Annotated in this window: 14 protein-coding genes; 8 read left to right on the top strand and 6 right to left on the bottom strand. The window is 61.2% G+C overall.

Annotated features, from left to right (window positions below):
• Nucleotides 1–356 precede the first annotated feature (356 nt).
• The 8 genes from aceK to J0W34_RS15365 all read left to right on the top strand — a co-directional run bounded on the left by aceK (nucleotide 357) and on the right by J0W34_RS15365 (nucleotide 7,165).
• Nucleotides 357–2,144, top strand: coding sequence for a bifunctional isocitrate dehydrogenase kinase/phosphatase (gene aceK, locus J0W34_RS15330; RefSeq protein WP_230969360.1), 1,788 nt, complete (start codon nucleotides 357–359; stop codon nucleotides 2,142–2,144).
• Nucleotides 2,141–3,106: an MBL fold metallo-hydrolase gene (locus tag J0W34_RS15335; protein ID WP_230969361.1), complete on the top strand. Its 966-nt coding sequence runs from the start codon at nucleotides 2,141–2,143 to the stop codon at nucleotides 3,104–3,106. Before aceK ends, J0W34_RS15335 begins: the two co-directional genes overlap by 4 nt.
• A 17-nt stretch (nucleotides 3,107–3,123) precedes the next feature.
• Nucleotides 3,124–4,227, top strand: a complete 1,104-nt coding sequence (locus J0W34_RS15340) for a YeeE/YedE family protein (protein WP_230969362.1) — start codon at nucleotides 3,124–3,126, stop codon at nucleotides 4,225–4,227.
• A 133-nt stretch (nucleotides 4,228–4,360) separates the two neighbouring features.
• Nucleotides 4,361–4,738: a polyhydroxyalkanoate granule-associated phasin gene (locus J0W34_RS15345; RefSeq protein WP_230969363.1), complete on the top strand. Its 378-nt coding sequence runs from the start codon at nucleotides 4,361–4,363 to the stop codon at nucleotides 4,736–4,738.
• A gap of 171 nt (nucleotides 4,739–4,909) precedes the next feature.
• Nucleotides 4,910–5,218 carry a hypothetical protein gene (locus J0W34_RS15350; protein WP_230969364.1) on the top strand — a complete coding sequence of 103 codons (309 nt, stop codon included), beginning with the start codon at nucleotides 4,910–4,912 and terminating at the stop codon, nucleotides 5,216–5,218.
• Between the two features lie 54 nt (nucleotides 5,219–5,272).
• Nucleotides 5,273–6,115: a M23 family metallopeptidase gene (locus tag J0W34_RS15355; protein WP_230969365.1), complete on the top strand. Its 843-nt coding sequence runs from the start codon at nucleotides 5,273–5,275 to the stop codon at nucleotides 6,113–6,115.
• A 12-nt stretch (nucleotides 6,116–6,127) separates the two neighbouring features.
• A complete protein-coding gene (locus J0W34_RS15360) occupies nucleotides 6,128–6,565 on the top strand; it encodes a GNAT family N-acetyltransferase (protein ID WP_230969366.1) in 438 nt (145 codons plus the stop codon).
• Nucleotides 6,566–6,574: 9 nt separating this feature from the next.
• On the top strand, nucleotides 6,575–7,165 hold the full coding sequence (locus tag J0W34_RS15365) for a GNAT family N-acetyltransferase (protein ID WP_230969367.1): 591 nt from the start codon (nucleotides 6,575–6,577) through the stop codon (nucleotides 7,163–7,165).
• Nucleotides 7,166–7,183: 18 nt separating this feature from the next.
• Here the strand turns inward: J0W34_RS15365 and J0W34_RS15370 are convergent, their stop codons facing one another.
• From J0W34_RS15370 to soxY, 6 genes are all read right to left on the bottom strand, one after another.
• Nucleotides 7,184–8,353 carry a response regulator gene (locus tag J0W34_RS15370; protein WP_227817609.1) on the bottom strand — a complete coding sequence of 390 codons (1,170 nt, stop codon included), beginning with the start codon at nucleotides 8,351–8,353 and terminating at the stop codon, nucleotides 7,184–7,186.
• A 174-nt stretch (nucleotides 8,354–8,527) separates the two neighbouring features.
• A complete protein-coding gene (gene soxB / locus J0W34_RS15375) occupies nucleotides 8,528–10,252 on the bottom strand; it encodes a thiosulfohydrolase SoxB (RefSeq protein ID WP_230969368.1) in 1,725 nt (574 codons plus the stop codon).
• Nucleotides 10,253–10,349: 97 nt separating this feature from the next.
• Entirely contained in the window at nucleotides 10,350–10,958 is a 609-nt protein-coding gene (soxX, locus tag J0W34_RS15380; RefSeq protein WP_227817611.1) for a sulfur oxidation c-type cytochrome SoxX, read from the bottom strand.
• 10 nt (nucleotides 10,959–10,968) lie between these two features.
• Nucleotides 10,969–11,769, bottom strand: coding sequence for a sulfur oxidation c-type cytochrome SoxA (gene soxA / locus J0W34_RS15385; protein ID WP_230969369.1), 801 nt, complete (start codon nucleotides 11,767–11,769; stop codon nucleotides 10,969–10,971).
• Nucleotides 11,770–11,855: 86 nt separating this feature from the next.
• Nucleotides 11,856–12,167, bottom strand: a complete 312-nt coding sequence (gene soxZ, locus J0W34_RS15390; RefSeq protein ID WP_227817613.1) for a thiosulfate oxidation carrier complex protein SoxZ — start codon at nucleotides 12,165–12,167, stop codon at nucleotides 11,856–11,858.
• A 29-nt stretch (nucleotides 12,168–12,196) separates the two neighbouring features.
• Nucleotides 12,197–12,664, bottom strand: a complete 468-nt coding sequence (gene soxY / locus J0W34_RS15395; RefSeq protein WP_227817614.1) for a thiosulfate oxidation carrier protein SoxY — start codon at nucleotides 12,662–12,664, stop codon at nucleotides 12,197–12,199.
• Nucleotides 12,665–12,669: the final 5 nt, after the last annotated feature.

Here is a 12,669-nt window from a genome sequence, read left to right on the forward strand (position 1 = left end):
CGGAAAGGCCGGTCGAGTCATGACGCCCTGGCTTGGTCTGACGCCTCGTCCAAAGGCAGAACCGGAGGCCTTCTCCTGAGTGGATTGACCTGGTTCTCCCCGCCGGCCCTGTGAATCATGCTGCTCCGCTGGCCAGTCGGGCTGTGTCATGCGCTCACGCACGCCTCCGGTGATCCCGGAAAGATCCGATTATAGCGTATACCGCTTAATGGAATCTCATTCCTCATTGTGAAATATCAGATATAAGACAGATCTCCCGCGGCTATGTTAGAGAATGCTAAAATGCGCTGATCTGGTTCAGGTTCGCCATACGCTGAGATAGCCTGATCGGCTCAGGACACATCACAGGAGATCGCATGGAGGTCGCTTCGGGAGAAACGCCGGTCGCCCAGGCCATCGCCCACGCACTGATCGAAGGCTTCAACAAGCATTACCGGATCTTTCGCGACACGAGCCGACGCGCCAAGGACCTTTTTGAATCCGCCGACTGGCAAGGTCAATTGACCGCCGTGCGCAACCGGGTTCAGTTCTACGACGACCGCGTGGAAGAGACGGTTGCCCGCCTGCGGCGCGAGTTCGACGCCGACTCGCTCGATGACGCCACCTGGCAGCAGGTCAAGCTCCACTTCATCGGCATGCTGATCAACCACAAGCAACCGGAGCTGGCCGAAACCTTCTTCAATTCGGTGTGCTGCAAGATCCTGCATCGCACCTATTTCAACAACGACTACATCTTCACCCGCCCGACCGTGTCGGTGGAGTACATCGAATCGTTCCCGCCGGTCTACACCAGCTATTACCTGCACAAGGACGGCTTCCGGGCCACCGTCAAACAGATCATCGAGGACTTTGACTGGCAGCGCCCCTTCGAAAACCTTGACCGGGACGTGCAACACGTCTCGATGGCAGTCGAGGCCTTTTTGAAGAGCGAACTGCCTGACCGTGAGGTCAACTTCCAGATCCAGGTGCTGTATTCGGCCTTCTATCGAAACAAGACCGCCTACATCATCGGCAAGGCCATCAACGGCTATCAGGAATACCCGTTCGCGCTCGCCGTTCGACACAACGAGCAAGGCAAGCTCTACATCGACACCATCCTGCTCGATGCCTGGCGGATTTCGGTCCTCTTCTCGCTCTCGCGCGCATACTTTCTGGTGGATATGGAAGTGCCCTCGGGCTATGTCCAGTTCCTGCGCTCGATCATGCCCAACAAGCCGCGCAGCGAGCTGTACACCATGCTGGGCCTGGGCAAGCAGGGCAAGACGATGTTCTTCCGCGACCTGATTGCCCACCTGCGCCACTCGAACGACCAGTTCATTGTCGCGCCGGGCATCCGCGGGCTGGTCATGCTGGTGTTCACGCTGCCCTCCTACCCCTACGTCTTCAAGATCATCAAGGACGTGTTCGGCAGTTCCAAGAACATGGACCGCGCCACGGTCAAGAAGAAATACCTGATGGTCAAGCATGTGGACCGGGTGGGCCGCATGGCCGATACGCTCGAATTCTCCAAGGTCGCCCTGCCCCTGTCGCGCTTTCATCCCGACCTGCTCAAGGAACTGACCGACCTCGCCCCCTCGGCCTTCGAACTGGACGGTGACTCGGTGGTGATCCGTCACCTCTATATCGAACGGCGCATGACCCCACTCAACATGTATCTCGAAGGCGCCGACGAAGTCGAAACCGAGCACGCGGTGCGCGAATACGGCAACGCGATTCGCGAGTTGGCCATCGCCAACATCTTCCCGGGCGACATGCTGTGGAAGAACTTCGGCGTCACCCGTTACGGTCGCGTCGTGTTCTACGACTACGACGAGATCGAGTACATGACCGACTGCAACTTCCGCCCCATTCCGCCCGCCCCCTACCCCGAGATGGAGATGTCGGGCGAAGCCTGGTACTCGGCGGGCCCGCGGGACATCTTCCCCGAAGAGTTCGCCACCTTCCTGCTCGGGCGCATGCCCATTCGAAAGGCCTTCATCAAGCATCACAAAGACCTGCTCACGCCCAAGTTCTGGAAGAGTGCGCAGGCCCAGATCGAAGCCGGTCACGTGGAAGACTTCTTTCCCTACCCGGAAGAACTCCGTTTCCGCAATCGTTTCCCCGAAGATGCCTCCACGGTCCAAACTGAGGTCACCGCATCATGAATTCACTGCGCGCCCTTCTCGGTCTTGTCACCATGCTCTTGGGCATCGCCTGTGCCCCCCTGGCGCAGGCAGACGACGCCATCACGCTCACCCCGATCCAGATCGGCGAGCACTCCTGGTATTTCCAGGGCGAATCGGGCGCGGCCTCGGCCGCCAACAAGGGCTTCATGTCCAACGCCGGCTTTGTCATCACCGATGACCAGGTGGTGATCTTCGACACCCTCGGCACACCGGCACTGGCGCAAGGCATGATCGAGGCGATCCGCAAGCTCACCGACAAGCCGATCAAGCTGGTGGTGGTGAGCCATTACCACGCCGACCACATCTACGGACTGCAGGCCTTCAAGGCTCTCGGCGCACAGGTGTGGGCGAACAAGCGCGCCGCCATCTACCTGGCCAGCGACATCGCCAGGCAACGACTCGCCCAGCGCCAGGAAGAGTTGTTCCCCTGGGTCAATGAAGACACCCATCTGGTCGCACCCGACCGCCCTCTGGACGCTGGAGAGGCGTTCGAGCGCGGGGGCGTGCGCTTTCGACTCATCGACGCCCATGGCGCCCACGCCCCGGACGACATGATGCTGCTGGTGGAAAACGACCGCGTCCTGTTCTCGGGTGACCTGTTCTTCGATGGCCGTGTCCCCTTCGTGGGCGATGCGAACACCCGGCAATGGCTCAAGGCCCTCGACAGCATGCTCGATACCCAGCCCAAGGTCGTCGTCCCCGGACATGGTCATGCCAGCAAGACGCCGCAGAACGGCATCACCCTGACCCGCGACTACCTGCTCGACCTGCGGCGTCAGATGGGCGATGCCGTCGCCGACCTGACCGATTTCGACACCGCTTACGAAGCTGCCGACTGGTCCCGATGGGCCAAGCTGCCCGCCTTCAAGGCGGCCAACCGCCTCAACGCCTATAACGTCTATATACAGATGGAACAGGAAGCGCTGAAAGGCGCGCAGTAATCACCAGGCTGCCATCCATGGATATCACCCCGCTTCTCGACACTTTCGGCGAACGCACGGTCGTCGCCGGATTCGGACTCACTGCCGGCCTGCTCTTCGGTGTCATGGCGCAACAGTCCCGCTTCTGCCTGCGCTCTGCGGTCATCGAGTTCTGGCGCGGCAGCTGGGGCGAAAAACTCTCCGTGTGGCTACTTGCCTTTGCCGCAGCGGTCGTGTGCACCCAACTGTTCGTTGCGCTCGGCTGGCTCGATACCAACACGGCCCGTCAGCTGTCTGCGCGCGGCAGCCTGTCAGGCGCGCTTTTCGGGGGCTTGCTGTTCGGCATCGGCATGATCCTCGCCCGTGGCTGCTCCAGCCGCATGCTCATTCTCGCCGCCAACGGCAATCTGCGCGCGCTGCTCACCGGCTTGATCTTTGCCGTCACGGCGCAAGCGGCCATGAGCGGCGCCCTCGCCCCCGTGCGCACCTGGATCTCCGGCCTGTGGACCATCGAGGGCGGTACCGCGCGCGACCTGCTGGCCGCCTTCCACCTCAATCATGTGGGGGGCATGGCCTTCGGTTTCGCGTGGCTGGCCGTCGGCATTCATCTGGTCCGCCGCCACAAACTGCCCCTGCGCTGGATCATCGGCGGACTCGGTGTGGGTCTGGCCGTCGCGCTTGCGTGGCTGGGCACATACTCGGTCGGGCGCCAGGCCTTCGACCCGGTGGCGACTCAGAGCCTTAGCTTCACCGGGCCATCGGCCGACATGTTGATGCTGGTACTCGTGCCGATAGGCAAATCCATCGATTTCGACACCGGGCTGCTCCCGGGGGTGGTGTTTGGTTCCTTCTTTGCAGGCCTTTTCGCACGGGAGCTGAAACTCGAAGGTTTCAAGGACGGCCCTTCGATGCGTCGCTACATTGCCGGCGGCATGCTCATGGGCTTTGGCGGCATGCTGGCGGGCGGTTGCGCCGTCGGCAACGGCGTCTCCGGCGCATCGATCTTTTCGCTCACTGCATGGATCGCCTTGCTGGGCATGTGGGTCGGTGCCGGACTGACCGACTGGTGGTTTGACCGCCGCGCAGACAATCGCGCCCGGCTGATGGTCGATACGGCGGACGCAGCGGCTGTCGCTCCCTGAGTCGCTTGTCGCACTTTAGTGCGGAAACTGCTTTCCCGATCAGACAAAGGTGGGTCACAATGCCCCCCTTAGCGCTTAAGTGATATCTGCCTCAAAGCAGTTTTCGCTGTATTGCGCACCACCAGAGAACCCCATGCCCCACACCAAGACCTTTCGCCAATTGGGCGATTTGAGCATCGATGCGCCTTTCGTGATCGGCCATCGTCTGACACGATTTGCACTTGCCGCCCATCAACCCAGCGAACAGGATCGAGAGGAATTTCTGGGCATGGTGCTGGAAAAACAGCTGGCAATGACCGAATCCTGGCTGGCCATGTGGGCAGAAATCGTCTCGGTACAACAGACCATGTGGCTGGCGTGGCTCGGTGGGTCCAGCTCGTGGTGGCATACCCTCGCCACGCCTCATCTGACCGCCAACCGCGTGCTCTATGAAGGGCTGGCGCCCTATCATCAGAAGGCCGGCGCCAATGCCCGCCGCCTGGCACGGACACCCCTGCTGGCGGAAAAATAACGCTCGATTCGAGACATAGTTATCACGCAATTGTCATTTTTGATTTCAGACCCGACGAGTGGGGCCAAAAGGCAAAGAATTTCACATCCGCGTAAGAGATAAAGGGTTACATTCCGGCTCAACACGCATCATGCGTAACGCTCAAACCCTCTCATGAGTGGAGACGAAAGAATGAGTCCTCGATTCCACGGTCTGATCAAGGTCGTTGGCGCCGGTGCCGCACTGGTGCTGGTCACCTTGGTCGCATCAACCCACAATGTGGGCGACGCCGGCCAGCAAGGGCCGCTGCGCCTGGCTGCCATGGCCGTTCCAGCCCTGTTTGCAATGATCGGCATCGCCGAACTGACGTTCGGCCCCCAGATTCACGCTCTCATCAACGGTGAGCACAAGAACGCCAACTGGCAACGTGGCGTCGGCGGCGCACTGGCGCTGATTCTCGCCATTGGCCTGGTCGGTGTCGGCATGGACATCCTCGGCTGAGACGCCAAGCGCCAAAACCGTTTAAGCTCGGGCTGAGCGACATCGACTCAGCCCATGACACCCAAGCAACGCCTCTTCTGTCTCAGTCCCCTGATCGCGCTTGGCGTGCTGTACGCCGGGCTGGCCAGTGCAGCCGCCGATCTCGTCAAGCTGGAACTCAAACAACAACCAGGTCAGGAATACCTTCTGCTCGCTCACAACGGCAGTGTCGCCCCCATTGCGCTCGACATCCAGTTGCAATTGAGCGGCGGCGCGAGCAGTGACCGCGGCCGCTTGCTCAAGACGGTCGCGCCCCCGAGAAGCACCACCACGCTGACGCGCATTCAGCTTGCGGATCGGCCCGGACGACAGGGCATTGGCTGGCGAGCCCGCCAGACGGTGGGTGACCCGCGTGCGGTGCACGATCCCGATGCGCGCTACCTTCTGCCCTTTCCGCCCGGTGCCTCGTACGTTGTAGGCCAGGCCCCCGGTGGCAAGCTCACCACACACGACACAGTTCAGGCAAAGGACGCCGTGGATATCACCCTGCCCCGCGGTACGCCAGTGCTTGCGGCCCGCGATGGCTGGGTCATCGATAACGTGCGTTATTTCGGCGAAGGCGCCCCGGCGGCAGACCAACTCATGCGCGCCAATTACGTGCGGATTCTCCATGACGATGGTACCTGGGCGGTGTATGCCCACCTGGACAGCTTTTCCAATACGCTGGCACCGGGCAAACGCATCAAGGCCGGTCAGGAAATCGGTCGATCGGGCAACAGTGGCTATTCGTCCGGACCGCATCTGCATTTTGTCGTGCAGAAGAACGGAGGTGCCCAACCGATCTCGCTTCCCTTCCGCTTCTGGACCGAATCCCGCGGCGCCTTTACGCCCGTCCAGGGAGAACGGCTGACTCACTGAAGAGAGACTGTGATGCAAGTTCATCAACTCGAACGCGATGCCTCCCTTGAACCGGTGGCGCGGATTCTCATTCAATTGCGCCCTCAGTTCACTGAATCCGGCTTGATCGAACAGCTTCGGCGCCAGATCGACACCATGGGATACCGAATCGCTGCGGCCTGCGACGATGACGGCAATGTGCTTTGCGTGGCGGGCTTTGTCATTCAGGAGAAGCTCGCGTGGGGCAAGAGCCTGTATGTGGACGACCTGGTGACTGACGCACGCGGGCGTTCGATCGGCGCCGGCACATGCATGATGTCTTGGCTCAAGGCGCACGCACGGTCACTCGGCTGTCGGCAACTGCATCTGGACTCCGGCGTACAACGATTCGATGCGCACCGTTTCTATCTTCGGGAAGGCTTCCGGATTGCGAGCCACCATTTCTCAATTGATCTCGACCACGATCACTGAGGACGACACATGTTGCGTATTGAACGGCACAGCGGCCCGCAACTGCTCACCTATACAGACGACCTGGCACGACTTCGCATCCGCGTGTTCCGGGATTGGCCGTATCTCTACGATGGCGACATGGCCTACGAGTCCCGCTATCTCAAGACCTATGTCGAAGCACCCGGCAGTGTCGTCGTGCTTGCGTGGGACGGAGACGCCATCGTGGGCGCGTCGACGGGCATACCACTGGTGGAAGAAACCGAAGAGGTGCGAGCACCTTTCGAGCGCGCGGGTCACACGCTTGAAGACATCTTCTATCTGGGGGAATCGGTTCTGCTGCCGCAGTACCGCGGCCAGGGCGCCGGGGTTGCCTTCTTCGAGCATCGCGAGGACCACGCCCGGTCACTTGGGGGATTCAAGGCTACCTGCTTCTGCGGGGTTCAACGTCCGGACGACCATCCTGCACGACCGGCCGACTATATGCCGCTCGACGCATTCTGGCAGCACCGGGGCTACCGGAAACAGCCGGTGCTCAGCACCTGCTTTTCCTGGAAGGAGATCGGTGAAAGCGCGGAATCGCCCAAACCAATGACCTTCTGGATGAAGTCACTCGACTGACCTCATCAGGCATTCGATTCAGAACAATTCCACATCGTCAGCCGGGCTGGCCTGCTTGAGCGCGTCAAGCACCTGCTCGAAGCGCTGGTCGAAATCACCGCCTTCGGCGAGCAAGCCCAGAATCGCCTGGATCGAATCATTGAGCTCATTGCTGATTTCGATTTCGCGCGGCTCACTTGCGCCCAGCCAGTGAAATCCGCGCTCCACCTTGCTGACCAGTTCATGCAGCAGGATTCGGGTATCGCCCAGCATCTTCAGGTAGTTCGTCCGCAATGACTCGACCGCGGCCACCGTGCCGCCCCAGGCCACCTGAAGCTGCTCGGTGCGCTGTACGGATTCTCGACGCATGTCCACGTTCTCGCACAGCGCTTCCGTGATTTCCGCCAGAATCGCCATGTTGTCGCGGATCCGGCCGGCCTCCTCGGCGTGTTCCTCCTCATCGGGCATGTTTGCCACGACGATGGAGACATGATCGTAGTTGACCGCCAGGCGACGCTTGAACTGGAACAAACGGCCGAGGGAGGCGGTTTGTTCGAGAATGCGCCGCTCGATGGGCGTCGCTTCACCGCCGGCAGAGGCATAGGTGGTCCCTTCGGTGTGTCGCAGCATCACGCTGCACTCAAGACCCAGCTCGGAGACCGCTTCGAACAGCTTGTTGGCCAGCTGCTCATGGGAACGACACCCGACGCTGGCGCGCATGAAGTTGAGCAGAGCCCCCTTCTGGCCAACGCTGGAAAGAAACTGCATGGCCATCTCGTGCAGCGTCTGCTTCTCTGCCTTGAGTGCCTTTGCCGACTGGTGCTGCCGGATGGCCAGCGCCACCTTGCGCATGAGAATCTGCTGCTTGACCGGTTTGACGATGATGTCACTGCCACCCGCGTCGTAGGCCCGCATCTGCTCTTCGAGGGTTTCGTAGCTTGTCGCGAAGATCACCGGCACGTCGGTCCATTCGCGCAGGCGCCGACAGGCCTCGACACCATCCATGCCGGGCATCGAGATGTCGAGCAGCACCAGATCGGGTCGGTGGCGCCGGCAGGTCTCCAGCGCCTCGGCACCGGAACTGGCCGTCAGGACGTCGAACTGGCGCGCGAGCAGCCCCCGATGCAGCGCCCTCGTGGTGGCCACATCGTCAACAACGAGCACCGTTCCGGTAATCTCGGCCGCGTCCGCGACCTCATCCATCAACATGCTCGCTCCCTTGGTGATGTGTTGAACACGTGTTGTCCGATCCTGATGATCAAAAGCCGTGGCTTCGCCCCTCATCAACGGCGTGCCTGCAGGCAAACTTGAATCACGGGTGGCCAACGCCCGCAAAAAAACGGCAGCCCGAAGGCTGCCGAATTCCAGAAGAATCTGCTGCAATCAGGCCATGCCGGGGTTCCCGTCAACGCCTTTGAGGGTGGGCAGATTGAGCTGGCGCGGCGCAATCGTTTTCTGAGCCCGCAGATATCGGGCGACCGTATCCCACACCGGCTCGCCACCCGCGTCGCGGGCCGCTTCGGCCACCGGCGCCCAGCCAGCCACCTTGTAGGTCTTGTCGGCGTCAATCGGCTTGCCGTTCAGACGCATGTCGAAGATCCGCTTGCCCATGTCGGCGCTCGGGTCGCAACCATATTGCAGCCCGCCCACGCGCACCATGTCACCCCCCTGCTGGTAGTACGGGTCGGGATTGAACAGGTTGTCGCAGACATCTTCGAGCACGGTCTTGATCATGCTGCCCTTCATCTCCGTCACGGTGGTGTACGGATAGGTGATGGCGGTCTGATCGAGCAGCTGTTCCATGGTGATGGTGTCACCCGGCAACAGCGTGGTGCCCCAGCGGAAGCCGGGCGAGAAGGCGATTTCGGCGTTCTTCTCGGCCATCAGGGCGTCGAGGATGAGCTGATCCCACGAACCATTGAAGTTCCCGCGGCGATACAGCAGCCCTTCGGTGACCGCGAGTTTCTCGCCGAGCTTGTCGAGGTAAGGCGCGCGCACCTTCTCGATGTACGCGGCCATGTCCGGATCGGCCGGCAGCAGGTTGGAGAACACCGGCATCAGGTGGTAACGGAAGTCCTGCACCTTGCCGTCACGCACGTCCAGATCCATCACACCGAGGAACTTGCCGTTGGAGCCGGCATTGGTCACCAGGGTCTTGCCCCCGGCGTTGGAAATGATGCTGGGCTTGGGCACACCGTCGTGGGTATGACCGCCGAAGATGACGTCAATGCCGGTCACCTGGCGGGCCATCTTCAGATCCACGTCCATACCGTTGTGGGACAGCACCACCACCACCTGGGCACCCTCGCTACGGGCCTGCTCGACAACATCCTGCATGTTGTCGTCACGGATACCGAAGCTCCAGTCGGGGGTGAAGTAACGCGGGTTGGCAATCGGCGTGTAGGGGAAGGCCTGACCAATGATGGCCACCGGCACACCGTTGATCTGCTTGATCACATAGGGTTTGAAGACCGGATCTTCGAAATCGGTGGTCTTCACGTTCTGGGCCACGATATCGATGGCCCCGGCAAAGTCCTTCTCCTCGATTTCCTTGACACGCTCGGCACCGTAGGTGGATTCCCAATGCAGGGTCATCACGTCCACGCCCAGCGCCTTGCAGGCATCGACCATGTCCTGCGCGTTGGTCCACAGGGCGGTGCCCGAGCCCTGCCAGGTGTCGCCACCATCGAGCAGCAGTGCCCCCGGACGGCTGGCCTTCATGCGCTTGACGAGGGTGGCCAGGTGCGCAAAGCCGCCCACCTTGCCGTAGGTGCGCGCCGCCGCCTCGAAGTCGATGTAGGTGAAGGCGTGGGATTCGATGCCGCCCTTGGGCATGCCGAAATGGTTCAGGAACGCATCGCCCACCAGGTGCGGTGCATTGCCACGCATATCGCCAATGCCCAGATTCACATCCGGCTCGCGGAAGTAGATGGGTAGCAACTGCGCGTGGCAGTCGGTCATGTGCAGCAGGCTGACGTTGCCGAACTTCGGCGCGTCGTAAAGCTTGTCAGCGGCCTTTTCGGCGCGCACGAAATCGCTGTGCAGGGTCATGCCACCGGCAGCGGCGATCGCCAGCATCTGCAGGAATTCTCTGCGGTTCATGCTCATGGGTAGAGTCCTTCAGGCAAAAAAAGTCCGGCCGTCCGGCCCGCCGCCAGAGGGAGACTGGGCGGCGGCAGGCCGGGGCCGGACCTGTGGGCCAAAGTCAGGGTTTCTTGTTGACCGGCGATTCCGGATCGAGCAGGAAGGCCATGACGTCCTGAATCTGCTTCTCGGTCAGCAGGCCGGAGTCCCCGTTACGCGGCATCAGGCTGCACGCGTTGAATGCCTTGGCGTTGTAGATCTTCGCCCAGGTGTACTTGAGGACGTCCTCTGAATTGCCGCGCAGCTTGCCGTAGTCCTTCAGGCTCGGGCCGATGGTGCCATGGGCGATTTCCGTGTGGCTCAACTCGTGGCAGTTGTAGCACCCCCCACCGTTGACCGCGTCGGCCTTGTCCTTCCAGGTCAGTCCCTTGCCACTGATGGCAACCTTTTCGCCCGCCTGCCAGTCACCCATGTACTTGCCATCGGATGGATACTTCACCGTCGCCAGTTGCGCCGCCTCGATCTGAGCCATGCGCTCTTTGCCCGGCATCTCGGTCCCGGAGCATTCCTTCTGGAAGTCGAGCTGGTACAACCGGTGCTTCTCGGCAATGCCCTTGCTCTTGAAGGAGTGATCCATCATCTGCTTGAAGTCGGCATAGTCGCCGTCACCCGCAAAAGCCACACCTGCCGCCAGCGCAAGCGGTGCGATCCACATCATCTTGGTTTTCATCGCAGTCTCCTCAGCGCTTGATGCCAGGGGTCGCCATCTTGGCGCCATTCGCTTTCGCAGCCATGTACACCGACAGGGCCTGGGTCACTTCAGAACCGTAGATCGGCTCGGGGAAGCGCTGCTGGCGGTAGCAATCATTCAGACGGTGCTGCATGGTCCAGAACTGACCGTTGGAGACACGGTAAGCCGGCCATGTGGTCCACCCGGCCGCGGCGCCCTCATGTTTGGTGAGGTTCGGCAGCCCCTGCATGCGGATACGCTTGCCGTCATCGCCATGACAGGTGGCGCAGGAGAAGTCCATGGGGCCGGCGCGATAGAAGAAAGCCTCTTCGCCCAGCTGGTACATGCGCTTCATTTCGGGGTGACTCATGTTCACCTTGACCTTGGCGCCGTTGGACTGACCGACCACGTAGGCGACAATCTGCTCCATCTTTTCCATTTCATCCTGGCCCCACTTGCCCTTGATGAAATTGTCCGGCGCGATGCCCTGCAGTGCGTCCATGCAGGTCATCAACCGGCTTTCCAGGTCCTGAACCTTGCCGGTGTCCTTGAAGTAACGCGGCATCTGGGCGTAAGCCCCCTTCACCACGCCCGGCCCCATGCCGAGGTCACACTTCTCGAGCGAAGCGTTCTTTGGCCCGCGTGCGGTGGTCCAAAGCTCTTCGCCACTCATTTCCCACAGTTCAGACGGGTTGCCGTCCGCGAGCATTTCACGGTATTCGTCCAGGCTGTCCTGGTTGGCATCCGCCCATGCACCGGTGGCTGCCAGGGCAAGCGCAGCGGCAACGGCACTCAGCAGTCGCTTCTTCATATCTCTCTCCTCCTCAATTGAGGTCAGGCGTTGGGCCATGCATTCGGGGCGACGCGACGTCTGCCGCGCCTCCCGACAGAGTCCACTTACTTGATGACGGTGGAGTCTTCGCGGCTGTCGCCCTTGTTGTCGACCCAGCTCACTGTCACCTTGTCGCCGGCCGCACCGCCCTTGAAGTCGAACTTCAGGTACGGATTCTTGGACACGGACGGGCCGAAGTTGGCCATCAGCACGGTGTTGTCGTTGTGCTTGGCAGTCAGTTCGGTAATGAAGTGAGCCGGAATCTTGTTACCGTCCGAGCCCTTGCGCTGACCGGTTTCCATCACGTGGTTCATCAGCACTTTTACAGTCGTCACGTCACCTTCCATGGTGGCGCGGATTCGCATCGGGTTACCCATGTTTCAAATCTCCTTGTCCGGTGTGCCGATCAGCCGCCGCAGCCGCCGAGAGTGACCTTGATTTCTTTCTTGGCCATGTAGAACTTGTCGCCCGCCTTGACCACGGCATACACGTCCGAGGTCTGGCCCATCTTCACGCGCGTGGAGATGTCAGCCACGGTCCCTGCGGGAATCGTGAAGGTGGCGGCCAGGGCAGCCGGGTTCTTTTCAACCAGGATGGCGATCTGCTGGGTGCCGTCCATCTTGCTGGTCACGCCCACCGGCACCACGGCGCCGTTTTCGGCAATGTCGGCAGCCGTGATGACCACGTCACCACTTTCGGCCGCGTCAGACGCGCCCATGGCCTTGAGCGCCTCTTCCAGGGTCTTGGCCTCGAAAGCGACCTTGTTCCATTCGGCGCGTGCAATTTCCGGCTTCATCAGGCCTGCGGCCACCAGCAGGCCGAACAGGCCCATGCCGGCGCCGGCCTTGAGCGCATCCCTACGTGATTGGTTCATTCCTC

The organism is Nitrogeniibacter aestuarii (genome assembly GCF_017309585.1).
GTDB classification, from domain to species: Bacteria; Pseudomonadota; Gammaproteobacteria; order Burkholderiales; family Rhodocyclaceae; genus Nitrogeniibacter; species Nitrogeniibacter aestuarii.

What these genes read in the sequence shown, in the direction of transcription:
- J0W34_RS15355 (WP_230969365.1), top strand. Translation starts at nt 5,273, where the DNA reads ATGACACCCAAGCAACGCCTCTTCTGTCTCAGTCCCCTGATCGCGCTT.
- aceK (WP_230969360.1), top strand. Translation starts at nt 357, where the DNA reads ATGGAGGTCGCTTCGGGAGAAACGCCGGTCGCCCAGGCCATCGCCCAC.
- soxA (WP_230969369.1), bottom strand. Translation starts at nt 11,769, where the DNA reads ATGAAGAAGCGACTGCTGAGTGCCGTTGCCGCTGCGCTTGCCCTGGCA.
- soxB (WP_230969368.1), bottom strand. Translation starts at nt 10,252, where the DNA reads ATGAGCATGAACCGCAGAGAATTCCTGCAGATGCTGGCGATCGCCGCT.
- soxZ (WP_227817613.1), bottom strand. Translation starts at nt 12,167, where the DNA reads ATGGGTAACCCGATGCGAATCCGCGCCACCATGGAAGGTGACGTGACG.
- J0W34_RS15365 (WP_230969367.1), top strand. Translation starts at nt 6,575, where the DNA reads ATGTTGCGTATTGAACGGCACAGCGGCCCGCAACTGCTCACCTATACA.
- J0W34_RS15335 (WP_230969361.1), top strand. Translation starts at nt 2,141, where the DNA reads ATGAATTCACTGCGCGCCCTTCTCGGTCTTGTCACCATGCTCTTGGGC.
- J0W34_RS15370 (WP_227817609.1), bottom strand. Translation starts at nt 8,353, where the DNA reads ATGTTGATGGATGAGGTCGCGGACGCGGCCGAGATTACCGGAACGGTG.
- J0W34_RS15345 (WP_230969363.1), top strand. Translation starts at nt 4,361, where the DNA reads ATGCCCCACACCAAGACCTTTCGCCAATTGGGCGATTTGAGCATCGAT.
- J0W34_RS15340 (WP_230969362.1), top strand. Translation starts at nt 3,124, where the DNA reads ATGGATATCACCCCGCTTCTCGACACTTTCGGCGAACGCACGGTCGTC.
- J0W34_RS15360 (WP_230969366.1), top strand. Translation starts at nt 6,128, where the DNA reads ATGCAAGTTCATCAACTCGAACGCGATGCCTCCCTTGAACCGGTGGCG.
- soxY (WP_227817614.1), bottom strand. Translation starts at nt 12,664, where the DNA reads ATGAACCAATCACGTAGGGATGCGCTCAAGGCCGGCGCCGGCATGGGC.
- soxX (WP_227817611.1), bottom strand. Translation starts at nt 10,958, where the DNA reads ATGAAAACCAAGATGATGTGGATCGCACCGCTTGCGCTGGCGGCAGGT.
- J0W34_RS15350 (WP_230969364.1), top strand. Translation starts at nt 4,910, where the DNA reads ATGAGTCCTCGATTCCACGGTCTGATCAAGGTCGTTGGCGCCGGTGCC.